Source organism: Bradyrhizobium sp. IAR9 (genome assembly GCF_013408065.1).
In the GTDB taxonomy this organism is placed as follows: domain Bacteria; phylum Pseudomonadota; class Alphaproteobacteria; order Rhizobiales; family Xanthobacteraceae; genus Bradyrhizobium.
Genome location: NZ_JACBZW010000020.1, coordinates 110,088 through 136,739, shown reverse-complemented (window position 1 = coordinate 136,739; position 26,652 = coordinate 110,088). Strand labels below are relative to the sequence as shown.

The following is a 26,652-nucleotide window of genomic DNA, read 5'->3' as shown; positions in this document are numbered from 1 at the left end:
GGCCAGAATCGAATCGAGGAGGACGCGCCGTGTACAGATTTCTTGAACAGACCGTCGACGGCTACATGACGCGCAACGTCAAGGCGGTGCAGCGCGACCGTGACCTGCTCGAGCTCAGCCAGATGTTCGAAACCGACGATTTCAACTCCTATCCGGTCGAGGACGATGGGCAGGTGGTCGGCATCGTCACCAAATTCGACATCCTGAAGTGCTTCGCCTTCACGCCGAGCCAGATGCTGCCGCGCTATCACGACCTGATGAGCCGCAAGATCGGCGACGTCATGACGCCCGAGTTCATCTATGTCAGCCCCGACACGCGGCTGACGCGCGTGCTCCAGATCATGGTGGAGCACCGCATCAGGAGCATCATCGTGCTCGATGGTGCGCAGAAGCTGGTCGGAATCATCGCCCGTGAGGATGTCATCGCGGCGCTGAAGGCGACGGCGCGCGACTGACGCACTATCCCTGATCGATTTCATTGTCGCCTCCGTGATCATACGGAGGTTATTCCCGCTTGCGGCGTCACGCCGGGCGGCCTGCTCGTGCGTCGAGATTTTGAAGGGAACCAGCGGGATCGCCTGCTCCGAAGAACTTAAATGCCGCTCTTGATTTCAATCAATTCCGAGTGAGGATGAATGTGGTTTCTGGCGCTGTGTTCTTTCAGAGAGAATCCGCATGAGCCAGCCCTCCATCTCCAAATCCATGACCATCGGTGAAAGCGGCCTGGCTGTCGTGTTCGCAGTCACCGCTTTCCTCTGCGTGGTCGCTTCGGCCAAGGCGCTCGATGCGCCGTTCGCCTTCCACGCCGCGCTCAGCGCGGCGGCGAGCCTTGCTGCGGTGTTCGTCATCGTCAACCGCTACCTCGACCGTCCGGTGGCGCTGCCGCCACAGGAGATCAACGGGCGCCCGAACTACAACATGGGCCCGATCAAATTCTCCTCCTTCATGGCGATGTTCTGGGGCATTGCCGGCTTCCTCGTCGGCCTCATCATCGCCTCGCAGCTGGCATGGCCTGCGCTGAACTTCGACCTGCCCTGGACCAGCTTCGGCCGCCTGCGGCCGCTGCACACCTCCGCCGTGATCTTCGCCTTCGGCGGCAACGTGCTGATCGCGACCTCCTTCTACGTGGTGCAGAAGTCCTGCCGCGCGCGCCTCGCCGGCGACCTCGCGCCCTGGTTCGTCGTGGTGGGGTACAATTTCTTCATTTTGATCGCCGGCACCGGCTATCTGCTCGGCGTCACTCAATCGAAGGAATATGCCGAGCCGGAATGGTATGCCGACCTGTGGCTGACCATCGTCTGGGTCGTCTATCTGCTCGTCTTCCTTGCCACCGTCATCAAGCGCAAGGAGCCGCACATCTTCGTCGCGAACTGGTTCTATCTCGCCTTCATCGTGACGATCGCGGTGCTGCATCTCGGCAACAACCCGGCGCTTCCCGTCTCGGTGTTCGGCTCGAAGTCCTACGTCGCCTGGGGCGGCATCCAGGACGCCATGTTCCAGTGGTGGTACGGCCACAACGCGGTCGGCTTCTTCCTGACCGCCGGCTTCCTCGCCATCATGTACTACTTCATCCCGAAGCGCGCCGAGCGGCCGATCTATTCCTACCGGCTGTCGATCATCCACTTCTGGGCGCTGATCTTCCTCTACATCTGGGCAGGTCCCCACCATCTGCACTACACGGCGCTGCCGGACTGGACGCAGACGTTGGGCATGACCTTCTCGATCATGCTGTGGATGCCCTCCTGGGGCGGCATGATCAACGGCCTGATGACGCTGTCGGGTGCCTGGGACAAGCTGCGCACCGATCCCGTGCTGCGCATGCTCGTGGTCTCCGTCGCCTTCTACGGCATGTCGACCTTCGAAGGCCCGATGATGTCGATCAAGGTGGTCAACTCGCTCAGCCACTACACCGACTGGACCATCGGCCACGTGCACTCCGGCGCGCTCGGCTGGGTCGGCTTCGTGTCCTTCGGCGCGCTCTACTGCCTGGTGCCGTGGGCCTGGAACCGCAAGGGGCTCTACAGCCTGAAGCTCGTCAACTGGCACTTCTGGGTCGCGACCCTCGGCATCGTCCTCTACATCTCGGCGATGTGGGTGTCCGGCATCCTCCAGGGCCTGATGTGGCGCGCCTACACCTCGCTCGGCTTCCTCGAATATTCCTTCATCGAGACCGTCGAGGCGATGCATCCCTTCTACATCATCCGCGCCGCCGGCGGCGGGCTGTTCCTGATCGGCTCGTTGATCATGGCCTATAACCTCTGGATGACCGTTCGCGTCGGCGAGGCGGAAGTCCAGATGCCCGTCGCTCTTCAGCCGGCGGAATGAGGAGCTCCACCATGTCGTTCTGGACACGCCACCAAATCTTCGAAAAGAACTCGATCATCCTGATCGTCGGCATTCTGCTGGTGATCGCGATCGGCGGGCTCGTCGAGATCACCCCGCTGTTCTACCTCAAGAGCACGATCGAGAAGGTCGACGGGGTCAGGCCCTACACGCCGCTGGAGCTGGCGGGCCGCAACGTCTATGTCCGCGAGGGCTGCTATCTCTGCCACTCGCAGATGGTCCGCCCGCTGCGCGACGAGGTCGAGCGCTACGGCCACTTCTCGCTCGCCGCGGAGAGCATGTACGACCATCCGTTCCAGTGGGGCTCGAAGCGCACCGGTCCCGACCTTGCCCGAGTCGGCGCAAAGTATTCCGACGACTGGCACGTCACCCATCTGACCAACCCGCGCGCGATCGTGCCGCAGTCGGTGATGCCGGGCTATCCGTTCCTCAGCCAGACCGAGGTCGATCCGGACACGATCTCCGACCACATGCGCACGCTGAAGGCCGTCGGCACGCCTTATACGGACGACCAGATCGCCAACGCGGGCGCCGACATGAAGGCCCAGGCCGACCCGGACAATTCCGGCGGCGACGCCTTCAACAAGCGCTACGCCAAAGCCGTCGTGCGCAATTTCGACGGCAAGGCCGGCACGCCGACCGAGATGGACGCGCTGGTCGCGTACCTGCAGATGCTCGGCACGCTGGTCGACTTCAAGATCTACAACGAGAAAGCCAATCTTCGCTGAGAAGGCATGAACGATGAAAGCTATCCTGTCAGTCCATAATCTAGCGTCCGAGCTCGTGACGACGATCTGGACCCCGGTGTTCGTCGCGATCTTTCTCGCGATCATCGCCTACGCATTTTGGCCCCGTAACAAGCCTGTCTTCGACGAAGCAGCGCACCTGCCGTTGCGGGAGGAGTGAGAGACCATGACCGATCATCATAGCGACATCGACTCCGTCTCCGGCAAGTCCACGACTGGACACGAGTGGGACGGTATCAAGGAGCTCAACACACCGCTGCCGCGCTGGTGGGTGATCTCGTTCTACCTCACCATCATCTGGTCGATCGGCTACTGGATCGTCTATCCGGCCTGGCCGCTGATCTCCAGCAATACCACGGGCATGTTCGGCTACTCCTCGCGCGCCGACGTCGCGGTCGAGCTCGCCAACCTCGAGAAGATCCGAGGTGACAAGATGGCGGCGCTGGGCGTCGCCTCGCTCGCCGACATCGAGAAGGACCCAGCCTTGCTGGCGCTCGCCCGCGCCAAGGGCAAGACCGTGTTCGGCGACAATTGCGCGCCTTGCCACGGCTCCGGCGCCGCCGGCGCCAAGGGCTATCCGAACCTGAACGACGACGACTGGCTGTGGGGCGGCACGCTCGACCAGATCATGCAGACCATCCAGTTCGGCGCGCGCTCCGGTCATGCCAAGACCCATGAGGGCCAGATGCTCGCCTTCGGCAAGGACGGCGTGCTGAAGGCCGACGAGATCGTCACGGTCGCCAACTACGTGCGGTCGCTGTCGGGCCTTTCGACCCGCAACGGCTTTGATGCCGCCAAGGGCGAGAAGATCTTTGCGGAGAATTGCGTCGCCTGCCACGGCGACGGCGGCAAGGGCAATTTGGAAATGGGCGCCCCGAACCTCACCGACAAGATCTGGCTCTACGGCTCCGACGAAGCGGCTCTGATCGAGACCATCAGCCAGGGCCGCGCCGGCGTGATGCCGGCCTGGGAAGGGCGGCTCGATCCCGCCACCATCAAGGCAATGGCGGTCTACGTCCACTCGCTGGGCGGTGGAAAATAGCAGATCTCGCTGCAGACGGGGGTGAACAAAAATGCCCCCGTTTGCGCTGGATCAACTGACGCGGCGGTGTCGGGTCTAGGTTCAATCGCACCTTTTCGAGAAGCTCCAGGCGATGAACAAGACCGTGAACCCCAAAGACCTCACATCGGAAGATGACGTCGGGCCGCTCTACGCAGCCCACAAGAAGGTCTATCCCCAGAGCGTCTCCGGCACGTTCCGCCGGATCAAATGGAGCCTGATGGCGATCTGCCTCGGCGTCTATTATTTCCTGCCGTTCGTGCGCTGGAACCGCGGTCTCGGCGCCCCCAGCCAGGCGGTGCTGATCGATCTTCCCAATAGCCGCTTCTACTTCTTCTTCATCGAGCTGTGGCCGCAGGAGGTCTACTACTTTACCGGCCTGTTGATCGTGGCCGCGGTGGCGCTGTTCCTGATGAACTCGGTCGGCGGTCGCATCTGGTGCGGCTATCTCTGTCCGCAGACGGTCTGGACCGACTTGTTCTATGCCGTCGAACGCCTGGTCGAGGGTGACCGGCGCGAGCGGATGAAGAAGGACAAATCGTCCGACCCGTTGAAGCTCGAGCGGATCTCCGAGATCGTGCTCAAGCATTCGATCTGGCTCATGATCGCCTGGTGGACCGGCGGCGCCTGGGTGCTCTACTTCAACGACGCGCCAACCCTGGTGAAGGAGCTCGTCACCTTCCAGGGCCCGATGATTGCCTATGTCTGGATCGGAATCCTCACGGCGACGACCTATCTGCTCGCCGGCTACATGCGCGAGCAGGTCTGTACCTATATGTGCCCGTGGCCGCGCATCCAGGCCGCGCTCACCGACGAATGGGCGCTGAATGTCACCTACCGCTACGATCGCGGCGAGAAGCGCACCTCGGTCAAGAAGGCCGCCGAACTGCGCGCGCTCGGCGAGCAGGTTGGCGATTGCGTCGATTGCTACCAATGCGTCGCGGTTTGCCCGACCGGCATCGATATCCGCAACGGACCGCAGATGGAATGCATCCAGTGCGGCCTGTGCATCGACGCTTGCGACAACGTCATGACCAAGATCGGCCGGCCGAAGCGACTGATCGGTTACGACAACGACATCAACATCCATCGCCGCCAGGAGGGCAAGGCGCCGATCTACCGGATCGTCCGGCCCCGCACCATCGTCTACAGCGCGATCATCGCGGCCATCGGCGGCTTCATGGTCTACACGCTGGCGACGCGCCGCCTGCTCGACGTCAACGTGCTGCACGATCGCAATCCGGTTGCGGTCAAGCTCAGCGACGGCTCGATCCGCAACGCCTACACGGTGCGCCTGCTGAACAAGAGCGGCTACGACCGCGCCATCGCCATCGACGTGGAGGGGCCAGCCAACCCCACGATGCATGTCGTCGGCGTCGATTCGGTGACGCCTGATAGGCCGATCATCGTGATTCCGCGCGATGCCACCAGCGAGCTGCGGCTGCTCGTCACCGCGCCGGCCGAGAACAATCCGGAGAAGTCGATTCCGGTCCGCTTTCACGTCATGGACATTGGCCTCGGCGTCGCCGCGAGCGCCGTCGACAATTTCGTCGCGCCGTAGATCCAGGAGACTATCATGGCATCCGCCCCGAAGCCGCTGACCGGAACCAAAGTCTTCCTGATGCTGGTCGCCTTTTTCGGCCTCGTGATCGGCGTCAACGTCACCATGATGAAGCTCGCGATCGCGACGCTGCCCGGCACCGAGGTCGACAGCCCCTATGCCGCGGGACTGACCTATGATCGCGAGATCTCGGCAGCGCAGGACCAGACCGCGCGCAAATGGAAGGTCAACGCCCATATCGAGCGCCGCAACGACGGCGGTGCCTTGCTTCAGGTCGAAGCACGCGATGCCGGCGGCCAGCCGATCGCCGGACTTAAATTCGGCGGCCGGCTGGAGCGGCCGACCGACAAGCGCGCCGATCTCGCCGTCGAGCTCACCGAAACCGGCATCGGCCTCTATCGCGGCAATGCCGCCTCCGTCGCGCCCGGGCAATGGGATCTGGTGATCGAGGGCGAGGCGCGGGGGACGCGCGTGTTCCTGTCGCGTAATCGCGTGATCCTGAACTGAAGGATTTCGACATGCACGTCACGCGGGACTTTTCGCACTACGTCCGGGCTGCGGGCGAGGGCGTCCAGCACATCGATCTCGCGGTCGAAGGCGTTCACTGCGCCGGATGCATGGCCAAGATCGAACGCGGCCTGTCCGCCATTCCTGACGTCACGCTGGCGCGCGTCAACCTCACCGACCGCCGCGTCGCGCTGGAATGGAAGGCGGGCACGCTCGACCCCGGCCGCTTCATCGATCGTCTCGAGGAGCTCGGCTACAAGGCCTATCCGTTCGAGACCGAGAGCGCGGAAGCGTCCGAGGTCGCCGAATCGCGTTTCCTGCTGCGCTGCCTCGGGGTCGCCGCCTTTGCCACCATGAACGTGATGATGCTGTCGATCCCGGTGTGGTCGGGCAACGTCTCGGACATGCTGCCCGAGCAGCGCGACTTCTTCCACTGGCTGTCGGCGCTGATCGCATTGCCGGCGGCAGCCTATGCCGGCCAGCCGTTCTTTCGCTCGGCCTGGCGTGCGCTGTCGGCGAAGACGACCAACATGGACGTGCCGATCTCGATCGGCGTGATCCTCGCGCTCGGCATGTCCGTAGTCGAGACCATCCACCACGCCGAGCACGCCTATTTCGACGCGGCGATCATGCTGCTGACCTTCCTGCTCGTCGGCCGCTTCCTCGACCAGAACATGCGGCGGCGGACCCGCGCGGTCGCGGGCAATCTTGCGGCGCTGAAGGCGGAGACGGCCGCGAAGTTTGTTGGCTCCGACGAGATCTCGCAGGTGCCGGTGGCCGCGATCCATCCGGGCGACATCGTGCTGCTCAGGCCCGGCGAGCGCTGTGCGGTCGACGGCACCGTGATCGAGGGCCGTTCGGAGATCGACCAGAGCCTGATCACCGGCGAGACGCTCTATGTCACGGCCGGGCAGGGCACGCCGGTCTATGCGGGCTCGATGAACATCTCTGGCACGTTGCGGGTGCGGGTCTCGGCGGCGTCCGAGGCGACGCTGCTCGCCGAGATCACGCGGCTGCTCGACAACGCGCTGCAGGCGCGCTCGCGCTACATGCGGCTTGCCGACCGTGCTTCGCGTCTCTACGCGCCGGTGGTGCATGCGACCGCGCTTCTGACCATCCTCGGTTGGGTCATCGCCGGCGCGTCCTGGCATGATGCGATCGTGACAGGCGTTGCCGTGCTGATCATCACCTGTCCCTGCGCGCTGGGGCTCGCCATTCCGACCGTGCAGACGGTCGCCTCCGGCGCGATGTTCAAATCCGGCGTGCTGCTGAATTCCGGCGATGCGATCGAGCGGCTGGCCGAAGCCGATCATGTCATCTTCGACAAGACCGGCACGCTGACGCTGCCCGATCTCGAAGTGATGAATGCCGCCAACATCCCCGCCGACATCTTCGAGCTCGCCGGCCGGCTCGCGCTGTCGAGCCATCATCCGGTCGCCGCCGCCGTGGCGCAGGCGGCCGGCGCCAGATCGCCTGTTGTCGGTGCGGTCGAAGAGGCCGGGCAGGGCGTCCGTGCGACCGTGGAGGGCGTCGAGCTTCGCCTCGGCCGCCCCTCCTTCTGCGGTGCCGAGGCGTTGGTTGGAAGCGCCGTTGTCGATCCCGAAGCTTCCATCGTCGCTTTCAGCAAGGGCAGCGAAAGGTTCATCCTCTCGGTCCGCCAGGGCCTGCGTCCGGATGCGCAGGCCGTGATCGCGGCGCTGAAGGCGCGCAACATCGGCATCGAGATTCTATCCGGCGATCGGGAGCCGGCAGTGATCGCGGCGGCCCATGCGCTTGGCATCGCGGAATGGCGTGCCGGCGTCACGCCGGCCGACAAGATCGCACGGATCGAGGAGTTGAAGCGGCGCGGCGCCAAGGTGCTGATGGTTGGCGACGGCATGAACGACGCGCCTTCGCTGGCGGCAGCCCATGTTTCGATGTCGCCGATTTCGGCGGCGCATTTGAGCCAGGCCACCGCCGATCTCGTCTTCCTCGGCCGGCCGCTGGCACCGGTGGTTGCCGCCATCGACGCCTCGCGCAAGGCGCTGCATCTGATGCGGCAGAATCTCTGGCTTGCGATCGGCTACAATGTGCTCGCGGTGCCGGTTGCGATCAGCGGCGTCGTGACGCCCCTGATCGCGGCTGCGGCCATGAGCGGATCGTCGATCCTGGTGATGCTGAATTCGCTGCGCGCGCGTAGCGCCTCGCGGGAGATATTGTGATGGAGATCCTGGTCATCCTGGTCCCGCTGGCGCTGATGCTCGGCGGCGCCGGTCTCGTCGCCTTCCTGTGGTCGCTCAGAAGCGGCCAGTACGATGATCTCGACGGCGCCGCCTGGCGCGCCATCGCCGACGACGAACCGCCGCAGGAAGTGCCTGCCAAGCGCTAGCGCTTCAAGTTCAGTGCGAGCAGGCCAGCGGCCACAAGGGCTATGCCCACGCCAGTCACGCAAGCGTGCCAGCCGAAGGCATCGAACAGTCGGCCGAGCACGGCGGTGCCGACGAGCCCCCCACAGAAGTAGCACGCTAGATAGATGCCGCTTGCGACGCCGCGGCGCTCGGTCGCCGTCTGTCCGACGAAGCCGGTCGCTGCCGCTTGCGCAAAGAAGGTTCCGACCGCGACCAGCACCATCCCGGTGAGCACTTCGGGTAGCTGTCCAGTCAGCATCAGTGGCAGCCCGATGCCGGCAACGGCGAGCGAGCCCCAGATCGTCGGGCGTGCTCCGATGCGTGAGGCAATCCGCCCCGCCAGCAATGTCGTGACGACCGAGGGCAGGAACACCAGGTAGACGAGGCCGAGATCCATCATCCCGAGCGACAGCGGCGGCCGGACCAGAACGAAATTGACGAAGGTGAAGGTGCCGATGAAGGCGAACAGAATGCAGAAGCCGATGCCGTAGGCCGCGCGCAATCGCGGATTGCGCCAATGCGCCATCGTGGCGGCCAGCGGCGATGCCGCCGGCGCCGCCGCATGCATCGGCGGCACGCGCCTGATCGTGAAATAGACCAGCACTGCGCCGGCGAGATTGAGCGCTGCGAACAGATAGAAATTCCAGGCGAGGCCCAGGCCGTCGGCAATTGCGGCCGAGATCAGCCGGCCGACGAGGTTGCTGGCGACATTTCCGGTGATGTAGGCGGCAAAAGCGCCGCCCGCATCTATCGCGCTGCATTGCTCGCCGAGATGAGCCAGTGTCAGCGCGAAGGCAGAGGCCATGCACAGGCCCTGCGCGACGCGCAGGGCGGTGAAGACGGCGAGATTTGGCGCGATCGCCAGCAGGCCGGTCGGAAGCGCGAGCAGCGCCAGGCTGAGCAGGATGCCGGTCCGGCGGTCGATATGCGGGCTAAGAAAGCCAATCACGAGGCTGGCTGCGGCCATGCCGAACGTGCTGGCGTTGACGGCAAAGCTCATCGCTGCGGGCGTGACATCGTAATGGCGCGCCAGGGAGGGCAGGATCGCCTGCGTTGCGAAGAGATCGACGACGGTCAGGAACGCGGTGAGGCCGATCACGAGCGAGCGTAGCGCCAGACCCGGCGCCTGCGCCTCCATCGTCATGGCGGCCGGTTTGATCGGCGCGGAAAGATCGGTCATGGCGATTGTCCTGTAGGGATGCGGCGCTCGGGGAAAGTCCGGGCGCCACCTCTCGTAACGAAATGCGATGGGGCCGGGGGGCACTCGGTTACATGTGGTGGTCGTTGGGATCCTTGCGGACGTCGCCGACATAGAGAATGACGGTCTCCTTGCCGAGATTCTTCCACCAATGCGAGGTGCCGTGAACCTCGGGGCGGATGTCGCCGGCCTTGTGCACGATCGGATCGACGCAGTTGGAGGCGTATTCGACGATCTCGCCCTGTTGCACGAAAATGAGAGCGGGGCGGTCGTCATGGCTATGCCAGGGCACGATGCCGCCGGGCTCGATGGTCAGCTTGCGGAAGCGCAACTCGCGGCCCTCGATATGCGCCGGCTGCTTGCCGAGGTCGATCGCGCCCAGTGTGACGTCGGTCACCCCGACGGGTTTGTAGTCGACCATCTGCTGGGCGTTCGGCTTGATCTTGCCGGCCGGACATTCGCCGGCAACGACCGGCTGCGCCGAGAGCGTCAGCGCGCCGACGATGGCAAGGCCCGGCCAGATCAGACGCGACAAGGCATGGCTCTTGGACATGGAAAGGTCTCCTGTGTTGGCCGCAACCCCGCTGGTCGCCGGCGATGACGGGAGCTTCATCGAGATCGCGTCCATCCTGAAATGCCGGCTTGCTCTCGATGCGATAGCGGCGCGCTATGTCGATGCGCAGCGGCTATCGATCCGATTGGGCAATGGCATTTCCGCTTTCGCGGCATTCGGCGTCCGATGACAGGGCGCCCGATTGGCGGGCGTTCACGTCAATCCGGAGAAGCACCCCATGCCGAAATTGTCCAAGACCCTGATCGCCACCGCCGCGTTTGCGGTCATCGCCACCTCGGCCTTTTCGGAGGCCGCCTGGGACTTCAAGGCCGGGATGGCCTATGTCTATGGCGGCCCCGGCAAGATGTCGGCGATGGCCATGGCGCCGGCCGAGAAGAACCACGAGGCGATGATGAAGAACGCCAAGAAGGTGCCCGACAACACCGTCTTCTTCATGAGCAATGGGTCGATGTACACCACCTCGGGACGGCTCGATCCGACCGGCAATTTCTACGTGAACTGAACGGCCCTGGCATCGTGGCCGCCCCCTTGCGGGCGGCCGAACCGGGAAACTAATATTCGCCGAAGGGAATGCCGGAGCAGAAAGATGACAGCTCTCTCGCCAGCCGACGCGGAACAGCTCAGGCTTGCCTTCCAGCGCTGCCGCGACATGGACGGTACGCTGAACGATCAGCTCCGCGCCTATGCCGATGCCAGCCGTGAGGTCTTTCCGGCGTATGGTGAGGCCGTCGATCGACTGGTGGCGAGATTGGGCGGGAACGGCGGTGGTGAAACCGCGCCGCGCCCGGGCGATGCGATGCCGCCGTTCATGCTGCCGGACGAGTCCGGGCGTCTCGTCACGTTGGCGTCGCTGCTGGAGCGCGGTCCGCTCGCCGTGATGTTCTTCCGCGGCCATTGGTGTCCCTATTGCCGGCTCAATGTCCGCGCGGTGGTTCAGGCGCTCGATCGCATCGAGGCCATGGGTGCGCAGATCGTTGCAGTGATGCCGGAGACGCAGGAATACACGAGGCAGCTCAAGTCTGAATCCGGCGCGCCGTTTCCGATCCTGACCGATCTCGATAACGGCTATGCGCTGTCGCTCAATCTCGCGATCTGGCTCGGCGCCGAGATCCAGGACCTGTTGTCCTACCAGGACATGGCGAAGTTCCACGGCAATGACGGCTGGATGCTGCCGATCCCGGCCGTGTTCGTGGTCGGCCGCGACGGGATCGTGAAGGCCCGCTTCGTCGATCCCGATTTCCGCAAGCGCATGGAGATCGATGATCTGCTCGCAGCGCTGGAGAGCGCGGGCAGGGAGAACTGAGCGCTCGCGACGCGGGCTTATCCTGCAGTTTCCCGCCAGTCGGCGCCGCGCAGCATACGCATCACGGCGTTGGCGACCGCCGTGCGCTGCCGCCCGGCGACCCCGTAAAGGCTGACGGTGCGGCGGGCGTCGAGCCCGGTGACCGTGGCACGCGTCAGTGTCTGCGGCAGGGGCGAGGTGTGCGGAATCATGGCGACGCCGATGTCGGCCTCGACCAGCTCGATCAGGTCGCGCTCGCTCGAAATCTCGTGGCCATGCTCGATGCCGTGCTCGCGCAGGCTGGCGGAGATGCGGCGCGAGTGCTCGCAGAAGGTCCGGCCCAGCAATTGCTCCGAGCGCAGATCGTCCAGTTCGATGCTGCTGCGCCCGGCCAGCCGATGCCCGTCGCCAACGACGAGCTCGAAGCTCTCCGTGAACAGCGGCCAGGCGTCGAGCCGGTCCCAGGCCTCGTCGATCTCGGCGGCGATGCCGAGCTCGGCCTCGCCCTTCTTGAGGAATTCACCGACCTCGCGGCTCGTCCCGCGCAGGAAGCGCAGCTCGAGCCGGTTGAACTGCCGCCTGATCTCGTTGAGGTGGGGAATGAGCAATGCCAGATCGATCGAATGCGTCAGAGCGATACGGAGCGCGCCGACCTCTCCGCTTTTGAACGAAGAGGCGAGCGAGCGCGCGCCGGCGGCGGCGTCGAAGCATTGCTTCAGGAGCGGATGCATGCGCTGGCCGAGCTCGGTCAGTTGCGCGGCCGGCCGCTCGCGGCGGAACAGGTCGCCGCCAAGCTCGGCCTCGAGCTGCTTGATCGCGCGCGTGAGCGAGGGTTGCGTGACGTTGCACTCCTCCGCCGCGCGCGTGAAATTGAGCAGCTGCGCCACCGCGAGGAAATAGCGGACCTGATGCATTTCCATGGATCGGCTCCCGGCGAAATCGGCCCAAATCTAACCGATCGGAGCGGGAAATGACATCCCGGCGGCGATAGCGCGGACGTATGGAGTCGGAAGCCAACTGGCATTTCCGTGAAAGGGGATGATCCCGCAGATTTCGCTCCAATCACGGCGCGGTATCGCTCCCAGAAGAGGTCTGGATCATGAATATCCCCATCAAGACGCAGGCGCCCGCTTCGTCACGCGTGCTAGCCGGCAAGGTGGCGCTCGTCACGGGCTCGACCAGCGGCATCGGTCTCGGCATCGCACATGCGCTGGCGGCGGCCGGCGCCCACATCGTGCTGAACGGCCTCGGGGTTGCCAGCGAGATCGGCCGGACGCGCGAGCAGATCGCCGCCGAGTTCGGCGTCAAAGCAAGCTACTCGCCGGCCGACATGACGAGGCCGAAATCGATCGCCGAGATGGTCGCTGCGACGATCGCCCAATCCGGTCGGCTCGACATCCTCGTCAACAATGCCGGCATCCAGCATGTCGCGCCGCTGGACCAGTTTCCGGTCGAGAAATGGGACCAGATCCTGGCGATCAACCTGTCCTCGGCGTTCCACACCACGCGGCTCGCGCTGCCGGCGATGCGCCAGACCGGTTTTGGCCGGATCATCAACATCGCCTCGGCGCATGGCCTGGTCGGCTCGCCGTTCAAGGCCGCCTATGTCGCGGCCAAGCACGGCATCGTCGGCCTGACCAAGGTGACGGCGCTCGAAACTGCTGAAGAAGCCATCACCTGCAACGCAATCTGTCCCGGCTACGTCTATACGCCGCTGGTCGAAGCGCAGATCGACGGGCAGGCCAAGGCGCACGGCATCTCCCGCGATCAGGTGATCCGCGACGTGCTGCTGGCGCAGCAGCCGAACAAGCGTTTTGCCACGGTCGAGGAGCTCGGCGGGCTCGCGGTGTTCCTGTCGACGGATGCGGCGGCTTCGATCACCGGCGTTGCGCTGCCAGTCGACGGCGGCTGGACCGCCCATTGACATGAGCCAGCGCAACAAGTCGAATCTTCAGCCAATGCAAGCTCATCAGGAGCGAGATATGAACGGCACACAGGACAACGCACGAGGCGAGAGCCACGACCTGCCGGGTCAGGTCGTCCTCGTGCTGCAAGGCGGCGGTGCGCTTGGCTCCTATCAGGCGGGTGTCTACCAGGCGCTGCATGAGGCCGGCATCGAGCCGGACTGGGTCATCGGCACCTCGATCGGTGCCATCAATGCGAGCCTCATCGCAGGCAACGCACCGGAGCATCGGGTCGCGCGCTTGAGGGAATTCTGGAAGCGGATGGAGCAAAATCCAGTCTGGGACTGGCGCGCCGCGTTTCCAGGCTTCAATGAGAAGCTGGCCTATTGGTCGACGGTCACTCACGGCATTCCAGGTTTCTTTCGACCCAACCCGCTGGCGCATGCCGGCGATTCCTACCCGCTCGGTGCCGACAATGCGGGCTATTATTCGACCGTACCGCTGGAGAAGACTCTGCGCGAGCTGGTCGATTTCGACCTCGCCAATCGCTGCGCGCCGCGCCTGACGGTCGGTGCGGCCCATGTCGGGACCAGTGAAATGCGCTATTTCGACAGCCGCGACGGCGAATTGACGGTCAAGCATATTATGGCGTCGGGCGCGTTGCCGCCGGCTTTCCCGGCGGTGCGCATCGACGGCGAGCTCTACTGGGACGGCGGCATCCTGTCGAACACGCCGACGGAAGCGGTGTTCGATGACAACCCGCGCAGGGATTCGCTGATCTTCTCGGTGCATTTGTGGAATCCCGTCGGGGCCGAGCCGAGCACCATGGCGGAGGTGCTGAACCGGCACAAGGACGTGCAGTATTCCAGCCGAATTTCGAGCCAGATTGCGCGCCAGCAGCAGGCCCATCGTCTGCGTCATGTCATCAACCAGCTCGCGGCACGGCTTTCGGAGGCCGAGCGCAACGATCCTGCTGTGAGGGAGTTGACGAGCTACGGCTGTCCGACCCGCATGCACGTGGTGCGGCTGCTCGCGCCGCAGCTCGAGCGCGAGACCCATACCAAGGATATCGACTTCAGCCCGTCGGGAATCACGCGGCGCTGGCACGCTGGTTATGCGCACACGAAGTCGGTGCTTGCGCGCAAGCCTTGGATCGGCGAATTCGACCCGCTCGCCGGCGTGGTGCTGCACGAGCATATGGAGGAGATGCCGATTGCGGCGGAGTGAGGGCCTTGCGCGTTATTGTCTGGCGCAGTGACGATTTCCCGGCGGAGCGGTCTGGGCTATTGTTGCGCCGTCTTCGTCGCGAGGCTTGCAATTGGTCGCTGAAAAGGATCTCGAGGCAACGCTCGATCTGGTCCGCGCCAACGCGGCGGGGCCGGTGGCGGGCGTGTTCGGTCCTGATACGCTGACCTGGCGGATCGACCGGGAGGCCGTCATCTTTCTCGGCGCCGGCCGCGCGTTGTTGCTGCAACTGGCGCATCCCTGGGTCGCCGCCGCCATCGCCGAGCATTCGAAAACCCTGGCCGATCCGATCGGCCGCTTCCATCGCACCTTCGATATCGTCTTTGCCATGGTGTTCGGCTCGCTCGACCGTGCCTTGCGCTCGTCCCGGCAGCTGCACCGGCGGCACGGCATGATCGTCGGAGAGATGCCCGAGACGGTCGGCCCCTTTGCGGCAGGCTCGCGCTACTGCGCCAACGATATCCCCTCGCTGCGTTGGGTCCATGCGACGCTGGTCGAGACGGCACTGATGGCGCACGAGCTGGTTCTACCGCCATTCGCGGTGGAGGAGCGCGAGCGCTACTGGACCGAGAGCCGGATGTTCGGTGCGTTGTTTGGATTGACGGCGGATGATCTGCCCGCGGACTGGGCCGGCTTTACGGCCTACACCGCGGCGATGGCGCAGTCGGATACGCTGACCGTGAGCCCGGCGGCGCGCGAGATCGCGGCGCAGATTTTTGACGGCGCGCGTCCGTGGTTGCGGCCGCCGCGATGGTATCGCGCGCTCACGGCGAGCCTGTTGCCGGAACGATTGCGCGCCGGCTTCGGGTTTGAGCTCGGCGAGCGGGAGGTCAGATCGGCCGACAACGCGCTGCGATGGATCCGGCGCATCTATCCGACATTGCCGGACCGGCTGCGCTATGTCGGCCCCTACCAGGAAGCGCAGGCGCGGCTGCGAGGCGAAGCGCAGCCGGACTGGATGACGCGCTGTCTCAACAGGGCGTGGATCGGGCGGCCGCAAATGGATGTGCGCGGGAGAGGGTGAGGTTCGCTGCCTTTAGCCCCGTCATCCTGAGGTGCGAATGGCGCGATGCAAAAGCATCGCGCCGGGAGCCTCGAAGGATGCACGGCCCCGCTGCTGCAGCCGGGCCGTCGCCCTTCGAGGGCCGCTGAAGAAGCGGCCACCTCAGGGTGACGGGGAGAGATAAGCCTCGCAATGACCGAGCGTGCGGAAGCGCCTCTCTCACACCGAAGCCAGCTTCCGGTACAGCGCGCTGTAGCTCCCCGCCGAGATGCTCCAGGAGAACGACCGTCCCATGGCGCTGCGGCGCATGGTGTCGAGCTGGTCCTGGGCCATGAAAGCGGAGAAAGCCCGGCGGACACCGCCAAGGAAGGACTCGCGCGAGGGCCTCGAGAACAGGAAGCCGGTCTCGCCGTCGGTGATGGTTTCGGCAAGGCCGCCGGTCTGGTGACCGATCGGCAGCGAGCCGAAGCGCTGGGCGTACATCTGGCTAAGCCCGCACGGCTCGAAGCGCGAGGGCATCAGGGTGAAATCGCTGCCGGCAAAGATACGGCGGGCCTGGGCGTCGTTGAAGCCGATCACCACGCCGATGGCATCTGGTCGGCGGCGATGCGCGTCGATCAGAGCCTGCTCGAGCGCCAGCTCGCCGGAGCCGGTGACCACGATCTGTCCGCCGGCATCGACGATCTCGTCGGCCGCTGACAGCACGAGGTCGATGCCCTTCTGATGCACGAGACGCGCGACGATGCCGAACATGGGGCCGCGCGACACCGCTAAGCCGAACTGCTTGCGGACGTAATCCGCATTGGCCCTCTTGCCGACCCAGTCGCCGGCGCCGAACTGCTGGGCGAGCTGGGCGCAGGAGCGCGGGTCCCAGCTCTCGTCGATGCCGTTGAGGATGCCGGTGAGCTCGGATGCGTCCGAGCGCAGGCGGAGCAGGCCCTCCAGGCCGCAGCCGAATTCGGCCGTGGTGATCTCGCGCGCATAGGTGCCGCTCACGGTGGTGAGGTGCGAGGCGTAGACGAGGCCGGCCTTGAGGAACGAGAGCTGGTCGTAGAACTCGACGCCGTCGATGTGGAAAGAGCTTTCCGGTGCGCCGATCCGCCGCAACGAGTCCTTCGGGAAGAGGCCCTGGTAGGCGAGGTTGTGAATGGTCAGGATCGAGGGCAGCTTGGAGCCGCGCCAGGCGAGATAGGCCGGCACGAGCGAGGCCTGCCAGTCATTGGCATGGATCAGGTCTGCTGCCCAATTCTTGTCCAGCTTGCCCATGGCCAGCTCAGCGGCGGCCGAGGCAAAGCGCGCGAAGCGGACGTCGTTGTCCGGCCAGTCACGCCCGGACTCGTCGCCATAGGGGTTACCGGGCCTGTCGTAGAGTTGCGAGCAGAGCAGCACGTAGACCGGCAGGCCGTCCTTGGTCGCTGCCCGTCCGAGCGAGCAGGCCGGCATCTCCGCGAGCGCCGGGCAGCGCCCAACGATCTGAATATGCGTGAGTTGCTCGATGATGTCGCGATAGCCGGGCAGCATGATCCGGATATCGGCAAAGGAGCGAAGGGCGCGGGGCAGCGCAGCGGACACGGCTCCAAGGCCGCCGACGCGGACGAAGTCGTCCAACTCCGTGGTGACGAACAAGACCCTCAAGAACAGCTGCCCTCTGTCGATCCCGTTCGCTTGCTATGCAAGAACGGGTCCAGTTGTCCGGGAATTCTTAAAGCCCGCCTACGCGGCGCATCGGTTCGGTAAACACTTTCCTACTCGGCCGCCGCCCTCTAGGGTCGCCGCATCAACAACAGAGAACTTCGAGAGTTCCTGAGACCCAAGGACGTGAGTAGGCATGCAGCTAGCAGATAAGCATGAGGGGACGACGACAAAAGCCTTCGCCGGGCTCAGGGTCCTGGATTTTTCGACCACCATCGCCGGCCCGCACTGCGCGCGGATGCTTCCGACATGGGCGCCGAGGTCATCAAGATCGAGACCGACGGCGGGGAGACGATGCGGACCCGGCCGCCGCTGCGCAAGGGGTGCAGCACCGCGTTCGGCCAGCTCAATGTCGGCAAGAAGAGCGTCGTGCTCGACCTCAAGTCCGAGGACGGCAAGGAGGCGGTGCGCCGTCTGGCCGCGACGTCAGACATCCTGGTCGAGAACTTTCGTCCCGGCGTGATGCACCGACTGCGGCTCGACTACGACAGCCTGCGCATCGTCAACCCGAGGCTGATCTACTGCTCGATCTCAGGCTACGGCCAGACCGGCCCTTCGGCCGAGCTGCCGGCCTATGCCCCGGTGATCCATGCCGCCTCGGGCTACGATATGGCGCATCTGGCCTACCAGCCTGGCCGCAATCGCCCTGATTATTGCGGCATCTATCACGCCGACGTCGTCACCGGCACCTATGGCTTCGGCGCGATCGCGTCCGCGCTCTATCAGCGGACCGTGACCGGCCTCGGCCAGCACATCGATGTGTCCATGCTGGAATCGATGCTGTCACTGACGCTGACCGAATTGCAGAGCGCACAATTCGCCGTGAAGCCACCGCCGCGCCCGATGTTCGGCCCGACCGAGACGGCAAGCGGCTATGTCATGATCACGGTCGCCAGCGAGAAGACGTTCCAGGGATTGATGGGCGTTATCGGTCACCCCGAATGGATCTCCGATCCGCGCTTTGCGACCTATGCCGCGCGCCGCGAGAATTGGGCGGAGGTGATGGACGGCGTCGAAGCCTGGTCGCGGGAACTCACGACCGATGCGTGTCTCGCAGCGCTAGGGGCTGCCGGCGTGCCGGCGTCGGCTTATCGCACCGTGTCCGAGGCGCTGGCCGATCCGCAGCTCGCGCACCGGCAGGCGCTCTCCGAGGTGCGGGACGAGGGCGGCTCCTTTCAGGTGCTCAACCTGCCATTCCGGATGTCGGGTGCCGACATCACGCCGGCCAAGACGATGGCCGTGCTCGGCGAGCATACGGATGCGCTGCGCGAGGAGATCAGCCTCGGCGATGATGCATCAATTCCGACAGGCAAAACTGCCGCGACAGGCTGAGCACCATTACGCCCGCACGTGCGGCGTGTGATCTGTCGCGCGTTCCTCTTGCCGTGGCGAGCTTTTGTCGCCAATCTCGTCCTCAGTCATTCAACGATCCGAAACATCGGACGAGGGATCCCGGGAGGAACCATGACGAACATCGCTGCCGCAGCGCGCAAACACGCGCCGATTTTCCTTGTTGCGGCATTTGCCCTCCTTCCGCTGGCCGGGCCGGTGCAGGCACAGAAGCCGGGCGGCAGCATCACAGTCGGCCAGGAGCTGGAGATTGCGGGCTTCGATCCGCTCAAGGTCGGCGTCTACGACACCTCCACCTTCACCGCGGCCGCCGCGATCTTCGATACGCTGACCACGCTCGACGACAAGGGCGAAGCCGCGCCAAAGCTCGCGATGTCCTGGACTCATTCCGACGATTACAAGAGCTGGACCTTCAAGTTGCGCCAGGGCGTGACATTCCACGACGGCACGCCGTTCAATGCGCAGGCCTTCAAGGAGAATTTCGACCGACAGAAGGACCCCGCCAACAAGTGCCGCTGTGCCTTCTACATCACCAACGTCAAGGAAGTGCTGGCGCCGGACGAAACCACCGTTGTCTTCAATCTGACCGATCCCTCGGTGAACTGGCCGGCGGTGATCACAATCCAGAGCTCCAACAACGTCATTCATTCGCCGACCGCGTGGAAGACCAAGGGTGACGACTACAATCGCAATCCCGTCGGCACTGGTCCCTACATCCTGAAATCATGGACCGCAGGCGACCGCATGGTGCTGGAGAAGAATCCCAATTACTGGGACAAGGGCCGGCCCTATCTCGATCGCATCATCCTGAAGCCGTTGCCTGACGCGCAATCGCGCTTCGCCTCGCTGCAATCGGGCGAGGCCGACATCATCTGGGACGACGAGAACGACGCCGACAACATCATGAGGGCGCAGAAGGACTCCAAGCTCACGGTGCACACCTACAAGGGCTCGGGCGCCCAGGTCTACGCCTTCAACACCAAGGTCGCGCCGTTCGACGATGTCCGCGTGCGTCAGGCGCTGGTGATGGCGCTCGACCGCCCGAAAATGTCGCAGGCGATCAGCAACGGCTTGAGCCGGCCCGCGACCAATCCCTATGGCGATGGCTCCTGGGTCAAATGCAAGGACGACGGCGCGCTGCCGTTCGACGTCGAGAAGGCCAAGGCGCTGATCAAGGAGTACGGCAAGCCGGTCGAGTTCAAGATGCTGGTGACCGCGACGCCGCGCGGCCGCATGATCGGCCAGGTGCTCCAGCAATTCTGGAAGCGCGTCGGCGCCAGCATGGAGATCGAGCAGGTCGATCAGGCCACCATTCCCTCGCGCGCCTTTACACGCCAGTTCCAGATGACGCCATGGCGCATCGTCGATCTCGCCGATCCCGACCCGCAGATGTACGCGAATTTTCGCAGCGGCAGCCCGCTGGCACTGGCCGGTTTCTCGAATCCCGAGCTCGACAAGCTGCTGGACCACGCGCGCGTCACCGCCGACCTCGGCCAACGCACCGAGGATTACTGCGCCATCAGCCGCCTGATCAACAAGGAGGCAATCTGGTTCTGGACCTTCCAGAATACTTACTACGCGCTATCGAGCGCCAAGCTGAAGGGCTTCCCGAAGATCTACAATGGCGTGATCGACGTTTCGACGACCTGGCTGGAATGATGGCGCGATGCTGAACTTCGTCGTTCGGCGGCTGCTTGCCATGCTGCCGGTGCTGCTCGCCGTCTCGCTGCTGACATTCCTGATCGCCTCGCTGCTGCCGGGTGATCTCGCTCTCGTCATCCTCGGCGATCAGGCGACGCCGGAGAATGTCGCGGCGCTACGCCGGGACATGGGGCTCGACCAGCCGCTGTGGTGGCGTTACCTGAGCTGGCTCGGTCACGTCTTGCAGGGCGATCTCGGCCGCTCGTTCCGTACCGGGCAGACGGTGCTTCAGGCGGTCGCCGAGCGCATTCCGGTCTCGCTGCAATTGATGCTGATGGCCGAGTTCATCGGCCTCTTGATCGGCGTCCCAGTTGCGATCGCCTGCGCCGCGCGCGCCGGCGGCGCGTTCGACCGCTTCATGACGGGCAGTGCGTTTGCGATGCTGTCGATGCCGTCGTTCCTGGTGGCGATCCTGCTGATCTATCTGTTCGCGGTCGAGCTGCACTGGCTGCCGGCGACCGGCTACGTGCCGTTCACCGAGGAGCCGCTCAGCAATCTGCGCTTCTTCGTGCTGCCGGCACTGACGCTGGCACTGGCGGAATGGCCGGGAATCATGCGGGTGCTGCGCTCCGACATGATCGCGACCTTGCAGGAGGATTATATCGCGCTCGCCAAGGCCAAGGGTCTCAAGCCCGCGCGTATCCTGTTCGTGCATGCGCTCAAGCCCTCGTCGCTGACGCTGGTGACGGTCACAGGCATCAATATCGGCCGCCTGCTCGGCGGCACGCTGATCGTGGAATCGATCTTCGCGCTACCGGGCATCGGCCGACTTCTAGTCGGGGCGATCTATACCCGCGACCTCGTCATCCTCCAGGGCGTGGTGCTGCTGGTCGCCTGCGGCTTCGTCATCGTGAATTTCATCGTCGACATGCTCTACGCCGTGCTCGACCCCAGGATCCGCCATGGCCACGCTTGAGCTCTCGATGCAGGACGAGGCGGTGCCCGTGCCGGTCGGCCGCAAGCGCAGGCTCGGCCTGTTGTTCTGGATCGCGAGTGCCTGGCTCGCGATCATCCTGACGCTCGCGATCCTCGCGCCGGTGCTGCCGCTGCAGAACCCTGTAGACATGGACATGCTGGAGCGCCGTGCGGCGTTCTCTTCCGAGCACTGGCTCGGCACCGATGGGCTCGGCCGCGACGAGCTCTCCCGCCTGATTTTCGGGGCGCGGGTGTCGCTGACTGTCGGGCTGATCGCGCCGATGATCGGCCTTACGCTCGGCGGCGCGCTTGGGCTGCTCGCCGGCTATTTCCGTGGCCGGTTCGAGACATTGGTGGTGGGCAGCATGGACGTGCTGCTCGCTTTTCCGCCGCTGATCTTCGCGCTCGCCGTGACCGCCTATCTCGGCCAGTCCGTTCCCAACCTCACCTTGATTCTCGGTGTGCTCGGCATTCCCGCGTTTATGCGCGTGGCGCGCGCGGCGACGCTGAGCTTGGCTCGCCGCGAGTTCGTGATCGCGGCCGAGGCATTAGGTGCCAGCCATGCGCGCATCCTCATGCGCGAGCTGTTGCCGAACGTGATCCTGCCGCTGCTGGCCTTCTTCCTGCTCGGCGTCGCCGTCACCATCGTGGTCGAGGGTGCGCTGTCCTTCCTCGGTCTCGGCGTGCCGCCGCCGATGGCGAGCTGGGGCAGCATGATCGGCGAGGGGCGCGACAGCCTCGACGTCGCGCCGCGGCTGGCGTTCCTGCCGGCGGCCGGACTGTTCCTCACCGTGCTGGCCTTCAATCTGGTCGGCGACACCTTGCGGGCACTGACCGACCCGCGTCAGGGGGCGCTGTGAGCGCTGCGCTGCTGACCATCGAGGACGTTGCAGTCGAGCTACCGACGCCTCGCGGCAATCTGCGCGCCGTGGATCATGTCGACCTGTCGCTGGAGGCGGGCCGCACGCTCGGGATCGTCGGCGAATCCGGTTGCGGCAAGACCATGCTGTCGCGCGCGGTGCTTCAACTGCTGCCGAAAAAAGCAAGGCTCACGGGACGCGTGATGTTCGACGGCCAGGACCTGGTGCGACTCGATGCGGAACGCTTGCGTCGCTTGCGCGGGCGCGATCTCGCAGTCGTGTTCCAGGACCCCATGACCTCGCTCAACCCGGTGCTGACCATCGGCACGCAGTTGATGGAGACGATCCAGGAGCATCTCGAGCTTGACGTCTCCGCGGCACGGAAGCGCAGCATCGAGCTGCTGGCGGCCGTCGGCATTCCCGCGCCGGAGCAGCGGCTCGCGCAATATCCGCATCAATGTTCCGGTGGCATGCGCCAGCGCATTGCGATTGCGATCGCGCTGTCCTGCGAGCCGAAGCTCTTGATTGCGGACGAGCCGACCACGGCGCTCGACGTCACCATCCAGGCGCAGATCCTCGATCTGCTCGCGCGCGAGCAGCGCCGCCGCCACATGGCCATGATCATCATCACCCACGATCTCGGCGTCGTCGCCGGCCGGGCCGACGAGGTCGCGGTGATGTACGCGGGCAGGGTGGTGGAGCGCGCGCCGACGCAAGCCTTGTTCAAGCGTATGCACATGCCCTACACCGAAGCGCTGCTGGCGGCGATCCCGAAGCTGGATGCCGCGCCGCATACGCCGCTGCCGGCGATCTCCGGCCGTCCGCCCGATCCGACACGACCGCCCAAGGGCTGCTCCTTCGCGCCGCGCTGCCGCTATGCCGCTAGCCGCTGTCATGAGGCCAAGCCCGACCTGAAAAGCGCTGAGAGGCCCGATCATCTCTATGCCTGCTTCCATCCGATCCAGATGGCGGAAGGAATCGGCGCATGATGCAGCTTGCCGCGCGCGTCGAGCCGCTGCTGAACGTCGACAATCTCGTCGTCGAATATGGCCTCGGCAACAAGACGGTGCACGCCGTCTCCGGCGTCAGCCTCCAGGTCGCGCGCGGCGAGACGCTCGGGCTGGTCGGAGAATCCGGCTGCGGCAAGTCGACGCTGGGGCGCGCCGTGCTGCAATTGCGCCGCGCCAAATCCGGCCGGGTGCTGTTCGACGGCGAGGACCTGACCGCGATGGAGGGCGAGGCGCTGCGCAAGATGCGGCGCCGCGTGCAACTGATTTTTCAGGATCCGATCGCCTCGCTCAATCCGCGCCGTCGCATCGGCGACATCGTGGCCGAACCGCTGATCATCGCCGGCGTCAGGGATGCCGCCGAGCGCAAGCGTAGGGTTTACGAGGTGCTCTCTGCGGTCGGGCTCGATCCTGATCTCGTCGCGGGCCGCCTGCCGCATGAGTTCTCCGGCGGGCAGTGCCAGCGCATCTGTATCGCGCGATCGCTGGTGCTTAACCCCGAGTTCATCGTCTGCGACGAGCCGGTCTCGGCGCTGGACGTCTCCATCCGCGCTCAAATCCTCAATTTGCTGGAGGAGATGAAAGCGCGCTTCGGCCTGACGCTGTTGTTCATCGCGCATGATCTCGCGGTGGTCAAAGCGGTCAGCGACCGCGTCGCGGTGATGTATCTCGGCCGGCTTTGCGAGGTAGGTCCGTCGGAGCAATTGTTTGCAAATCCGGCGCATCCCTATACCGGGCTCTTGTTGCAGGCGATCCCGGTGCCCGATCCGGATATGCGTCCCGCCGAGAGTGTGGCAGCGGGTGAGCCACCATCGCCGATTGCGCCGCCGTCCGGCTGCCGCTTCCGCACCCGTTGCCCGCGGGCCGACCAGCGATGCAGCGCTGAGATACCGGAGTTGCGCGAAATCGCACCCGGCCAGTTCGCGGCTTGCCATCATCCGCTGGCCTGAACTAAGACCGGTTTGTCTCGCCTTGCCGGCCATGGCATGGTGGCGCGGCGACAAGAAGAATGCGGGAGAACGCCGATGAAGAGTTTCAAGGTTGCCGATTTCAAGGCGCCGCTGCAGGAGTTCGACGAGGCGACGCCGCAGCCGTCGGGCACGCAGGTGCTGATCAAGGTAAAGGCCGCCGGCGTCTGCCACAGCGACCTCCACATCTGGGAGGGCGGCTACGATCTCGGCCACGGCCGCAAGCCGCTGTCGCTGAAGGACCGCGGCATCAACCTGCCGCTGACCATGGGTCACGAGACGGTCGGCGAAATCCTGGCCTTCGGCCCCGACGTGAAACCGACCGACCAGGGCGACCTCAAGCCCGGCGAAGTCGGCCTGGTCTATCCCTGGATCGGCTGCGGCAAATGCGCGACGTGCCTGGCCGGTGACGAGAACATGTGCCTGACGCCGCGCTCGCTCGGCGTCTATTGCGACGGCGGCTATTCCGATCACATGCTGGTGCCGCATCCGCGCTACCTGCTCAATCTGAAAGGGCTCGACCCGGCGACGACCGCGCCCTATGCCTGCTCGGGCGTCACCACCTACAGCGCGCTCAAGAAGGTCGAGCAGCATTTCGACACCCCGATCGTGATGTTCGGCGCGGGCGGGCTTGGCCTGATGGCGCTGTCGCTGCTGAAGGCGATGGGCGGCAAGGGCGCTATCATGGTCGATATCGATGCCAGGAAGCGTGAGGCGGCGGAGAAGGCCGGCGCGCTCGCCACCGTCGACCCCAAGGCGCCGGATGCGCTGGAGCAGCTTGCCAAGAAGGCGGGCGGGCCGATCCGCGCCGTGATCGACCTCGTCGGCAATGCCGCGACGACGCAGCTTGGATTCGACTGCCTGACCAAGGGCGGCAAGCTCGTGATCGTTGGCCTGTTCGGCGGCGGGGCGACCTGGGCGCTGCCGCTGATTCCGATCAAGGCAGTGACGATTCAGGGCAGCTATGTCGGAAACCTGCGCGAGACGCAGGAATTGCTCGATCTCGTCCGCACCAAGAAGGTGCCGCCGATCCCGGTGACGACGGCACCGCTCGCCAAGGCCAACGACGCGCTGGTGCAATTGCAGCAGGGCGCGGTGGTCGGGCGCACAGTGCTGACGCCGTAGTGAACACTCTCTCCTCCGTCATTGCGAGGAACGAAGCGACGAAGCAATCCAGACTGCCTCTGCGGATGGATTTCTGGATTGCTTCGCTTCGCTCGCAATGACGACTTGGCTAGCTCCTTTCCTTGAGGCCCTAAATGTCCGCAAACAACGCCTTCCACATTGCCGTGCTCGCCGGTGACGGCATCGGTCCCGAAGTCATGGCGCCGGCCCTCGAGGTGCTGCGCAAGATCGAGCAGAAATCGGATTTGCGCTTTCGCTTCACCGAGGCAGCCGCCGGCGCCAACAATTATCTTGCCTCTGGCAAGTCGATGCCTGACTCGACCATCAAGCTGTGCGAGGAGGCGGATGCGATCCTGCTCGGCGCCTGCGGCCTGCCGTCGGTGCGCTACCCCGACAATACCGAGATCGCGCCGCAGATCGAGCTGCGCTTCATCTTCGATCTCTATGCCGGCGTGCGACCGGCGCGCCTTATTCCGGGCGTGCCGAGCCCGATCGTCGGCGCTGATGCGCGCGGCATCGATCTCGTCGTGATCCGGGAATCGACCGAAGGCCTGTTCGCCTCGATGGGCAAGGGCGTCGTCACCCATGAGGACGCGCGCGAGACCATGGTGATCACACGCAGGACATCCGAGCGCCTGTTCGACTTCTCGTTTCGCCTCGCCGAGCGGCGCAAGGCGCGCGGCAAGCCCGGCGCGCTTGCCTGCGTCGACAAGGCGAACGTGTTCAAGGCGTTCGCGTTCTTTCGCGGCATTTTCGACGAGATCGCGAAGAAGCATCCGGAGGTGAAGACCGACCGGCTCTATGTCGATGCCTGCTCGGCGATGCTGGTGAAGCGGCCCTGGGATTTCGACGTGATGGTGATGGAGAACATGTTCGGCGACATCGTCTCCGACATCACCGCGAGCCTGATCGGCGGCCTCGGCATGGCGCCGTCGGCGGACATCGGCGACAAATATGCCGTGTTCCAGCCCTGCCACGGCACCGCGCCCGACATCATGGGGCAGGGCAAGGCCAATCCTACCGGCATGATCCTGTCGGCAGCGATGATGCTGGACTGGCTCGCCGACAAGCACGGCGTCGAGAGTGCGGCGGAAGCCGGCGAGACGATCGAGCGTGCGGTGGATCAGATCTATGCCGGCGGCATCAAGCCGATGGAGTTCGGCGGCAACAACGGCACCGCCGATATCACGAAGGCGGTGCTAGGGGCGCTCTGAGAAGCAGCCG

Annotated in this window: 26 protein-coding genes and 1 pseudogene; 23 read left to right on the top strand and 4 right to left on the bottom strand. The window is 64.9% G+C overall.

From position 1 onward, the window contains the following. Window positions 1-29 precede the first annotated feature (29 nt). The 9 genes from GGD67_RS36285 to ccoS all read left to right on the top strand — a co-directional run bounded on the left by GGD67_RS36285 (window position 30) and on the right by ccoS (window position 8,585). On the top strand, window positions 30-455 hold the full coding sequence (locus tag GGD67_RS36285; protein WP_092259746.1) for an HPP family protein: 426 nt from the start codon (window positions 30-32) through the stop codon (window positions 453-455). A gap of 220 nt (window positions 456-675) precedes the next feature. Then, a complete protein-coding gene (gene ccoN / locus GGD67_RS36280) occupies window positions 676-2,325 on the top strand; it encodes a cytochrome-c oxidase, cbb3-type subunit I (RefSeq protein WP_018322740.1) in 1,650 nt (549 codons plus the stop codon). Window positions 2,326-2,336: 11 nt separating this feature from the next. After that, window positions 2,337-3,071: a cytochrome-c oxidase, cbb3-type subunit II gene (gene ccoO / locus GGD67_RS36275; protein ID WP_179739619.1), complete on the top strand. Its 735-nt coding sequence runs from the start codon at window positions 2,337-2,339 to the stop codon at window positions 3,069-3,071. Window positions 3,072-3,084: 13 nt separating this feature from the next. Continuing rightward, the gene (locus tag GGD67_RS36270; protein WP_179739616.1) at window positions 3,085-3,249 is read left to right on the top strand and encodes a cbb3-type cytochrome c oxidase subunit 3; all 165 of its coding nucleotides are present in this window, start codon (window positions 3,085-3,087) and stop codon (window positions 3,247-3,249) included. A 6-nt stretch (window positions 3,250-3,255) separates the two neighbouring features. Further along, window positions 3,256-4,131 (top strand): cytochrome-c oxidase, cbb3-type subunit III, encoded by an 876-nt coding sequence (ccoP, locus tag GGD67_RS36265; RefSeq protein WP_018322743.1) that lies wholly within the window; start codon window positions 3,256-3,258, stop codon window positions 4,129-4,131. Between the two features lie 112 nt (window positions 4,132-4,243). Continuing rightward, complete coding sequence (gene ccoG / locus GGD67_RS36260) at window positions 4,244-5,710, top strand: cytochrome c oxidase accessory protein CcoG (RefSeq protein WP_179739613.1); 1,467 nt, start codon at window positions 4,244-4,246, stop codon at window positions 5,708-5,710. A gap of 15 nt (window positions 5,711-5,725) precedes the next feature. Next, window positions 5,726-6,217: a FixH family protein gene (locus GGD67_RS36255; protein WP_179739611.1), complete on the top strand. Its 492-nt coding sequence runs from the start codon at window positions 5,726-5,728 to the stop codon at window positions 6,215-6,217. Between the two features lie 11 nt (window positions 6,218-6,228). Further along, a complete protein-coding gene (locus GGD67_RS36250) occupies window positions 6,229-8,418 on the top strand; it encodes a cation-translocating P-type ATPase (protein ID WP_179739608.1) in 2,190 nt (729 codons plus the stop codon). Next, window positions 8,418-8,585, top strand: coding sequence for a cbb3-type cytochrome oxidase assembly protein CcoS (gene ccoS, locus GGD67_RS36245; protein WP_018322747.1), 168 nt, complete (start codon window positions 8,418-8,420; stop codon window positions 8,583-8,585). Before GGD67_RS36250 ends, ccoS begins: the two co-directional genes overlap by 1 nt. Here the strand turns inward: ccoS and GGD67_RS36240 are convergent. Together GGD67_RS36240 and GGD67_RS36235 are read right to left on the bottom strand one after the other, a co-directional pair. Continuing rightward, window positions 8,582-9,784: an MFS transporter gene (locus GGD67_RS36240; RefSeq protein ID WP_179739605.1), complete on the bottom strand. Its 1,203-nt coding sequence runs from the start codon at window positions 9,782-9,784 to the stop codon at window positions 8,582-8,584. The two genes, ccoS and GGD67_RS36240, sit on opposite strands and share 4 nt — an antisense overlap. An 88-nt stretch (window positions 9,785-9,872) precedes the next feature. Then, window positions 9,873-10,355 carry a cupin domain-containing protein gene (locus GGD67_RS36235; protein WP_026202806.1) on the bottom strand — a complete coding sequence of 161 codons (483 nt, stop codon included), beginning with the start codon at window positions 10,353-10,355 and terminating at the stop codon, window positions 9,873-9,875. Between the two features lie 13 nt (window positions 10,356-10,368). Here GGD67_RS36235 and GGD67_RS36230 point away from each other — a divergent pair, with 13 nt between their 5' ends. The 3 genes from GGD67_RS36230 to GGD67_RS36220 all read left to right on the top strand — a co-directional run bounded on the left by GGD67_RS36230 (window position 10,369) and on the right by GGD67_RS36220 (window position 11,679). Next, window positions 10,369-10,545, top strand: a complete 177-nt coding sequence (locus GGD67_RS36230; RefSeq protein ID WP_179739604.1) for a hypothetical protein — start codon at window positions 10,369-10,371, stop codon at window positions 10,543-10,545. Between the two features lie 48 nt (window positions 10,546-10,593). Beyond that, a complete protein-coding gene (locus GGD67_RS36225) occupies window positions 10,594-10,878 on the top strand; it encodes a hypothetical protein (protein WP_026202807.1) in 285 nt (94 codons plus the stop codon). 84 nt (window positions 10,879-10,962) lie between these two features. Next, a complete protein-coding gene (locus tag GGD67_RS36220; RefSeq protein WP_179739601.1) occupies window positions 10,963-11,679 on the top strand; it encodes a peroxiredoxin-like family protein in 717 nt (238 codons plus the stop codon). A gap of 17 nt (window positions 11,680-11,696) precedes the next feature. Here the strand turns inward: GGD67_RS36220 and GGD67_RS36215 are convergent, their stop codons facing one another. Then, window positions 11,697-12,578, bottom strand: coding sequence for a LysR family transcriptional regulator (locus tag GGD67_RS36215; protein ID WP_179739598.1), 882 nt, complete (start codon window positions 12,576-12,578; stop codon window positions 11,697-11,699). A 179-nt stretch (window positions 12,579-12,757) separates the two neighbouring features. Between GGD67_RS36215 and GGD67_RS36210 the strand changes: the two genes are divergently transcribed. The 3 genes from GGD67_RS36210 to GGD67_RS36200 all read left to right on the top strand — a co-directional run bounded on the left by GGD67_RS36210 (window position 12,758) and on the right by GGD67_RS36200 (window position 15,831). Further along, a complete protein-coding gene (locus GGD67_RS36210) occupies window positions 12,758-13,582 on the top strand; it encodes a 3-hydroxybutyrate dehydrogenase (RefSeq protein WP_179739595.1) in 825 nt (274 codons plus the stop codon). Window positions 13,583-13,640: 58 nt separating this feature from the next. Continuing rightward, entirely contained in the window at window positions 13,641-14,789 is a 1,149-nt protein-coding gene (locus tag GGD67_RS36205) for a patatin-like phospholipase family protein (protein WP_179739592.1), read from the top strand. A 91-nt stretch (window positions 14,790-14,880) separates the two neighbouring features. Continuing rightward, the gene (locus GGD67_RS36200; protein WP_179739590.1) at window positions 14,881-15,831 is read left to right on the top strand and encodes an oxygenase MpaB family protein; all 951 of its coding nucleotides are present in this window, start codon (window positions 14,881-14,883) and stop codon (window positions 15,829-15,831) included. Between the two features lie 198 nt (window positions 15,832-16,029). Here the strand turns inward: GGD67_RS36200 and glgA are convergent, their stop codons facing one another. Then, entirely contained in the window at window positions 16,030-17,445 is a 1,416-nt protein-coding gene (gene glgA, locus GGD67_RS36195) for a glycogen synthase GlgA (RefSeq protein ID WP_179739587.1), read from the bottom strand. A 193-nt stretch (window positions 17,446-17,638) separates the two neighbouring features. Here glgA and GGD67_RS36190 point away from each other — a divergent pair. The 8 genes and pseudogenes from GGD67_RS36190 to GGD67_RS36155 all read left to right on the top strand — a co-directional run bounded on the left by GGD67_RS36190 (window position 17,639) and on the right by GGD67_RS36155 (window position 26,642). Beyond that, window positions 17,639-18,834 (top strand): annotated as a pseudogene (locus tag GGD67_RS36190) (CaiB/BaiF CoA transferase family protein). A 132-nt stretch (window positions 18,835-18,966) separates the two neighbouring features. Then, on the top strand, window positions 18,967-20,511 hold the full coding sequence (locus GGD67_RS36185; protein ID WP_018322757.1) for an ABC transporter substrate-binding protein: 1,545 nt from the start codon (window positions 18,967-18,969) through the stop codon (window positions 20,509-20,511). A gap of 7 nt (window positions 20,512-20,518) precedes the next feature. Then, a complete protein-coding gene (locus tag GGD67_RS36180; RefSeq protein ID WP_018322758.1) occupies window positions 20,519-21,469 on the top strand; it encodes an ABC transporter permease in 951 nt (316 codons plus the stop codon). Next, entirely contained in the window at window positions 21,456-22,328 is an 873-nt protein-coding gene (locus tag GGD67_RS36175) for an ABC transporter permease (protein ID WP_018322759.1), read from the top strand. The genes GGD67_RS36180 and GGD67_RS36175 overlap by 14 nt, the downstream gene beginning before the upstream one ends. Next, window positions 22,325-23,317, top strand: coding sequence for an ABC transporter ATP-binding protein (locus tag GGD67_RS36170; protein WP_018322760.1), 993 nt, complete (start codon window positions 22,325-22,327; stop codon window positions 23,315-23,317). The genes GGD67_RS36175 and GGD67_RS36170 overlap by 4 nt, the downstream gene beginning before the upstream one ends. Continuing rightward, on the top strand, window positions 23,314-24,285 hold the full coding sequence (locus tag GGD67_RS36165) for an ABC transporter ATP-binding protein (RefSeq protein WP_179739584.1): 972 nt from the start codon (window positions 23,314-23,316) through the stop codon (window positions 24,283-24,285). Before GGD67_RS36170 ends, GGD67_RS36165 begins: the two co-directional genes overlap by 4 nt. A gap of 75 nt (window positions 24,286-24,360) precedes the next feature. After that, entirely contained in the window at window positions 24,361-25,428 is a 1,068-nt protein-coding gene (locus tag GGD67_RS36160; protein WP_179739568.1) for an alcohol dehydrogenase, read from the top strand. Window positions 25,429-25,562: 134 nt separating this feature from the next. Further along, window positions 25,563-26,642: an isocitrate/isopropylmalate dehydrogenase family protein gene (locus GGD67_RS36155; protein WP_179739565.1), complete on the top strand. Its 1,080-nt coding sequence runs from the start codon at window positions 25,563-25,565 to the stop codon at window positions 26,640-26,642. Window positions 26,643-26,652 lie beyond the last annotated feature (10 nt).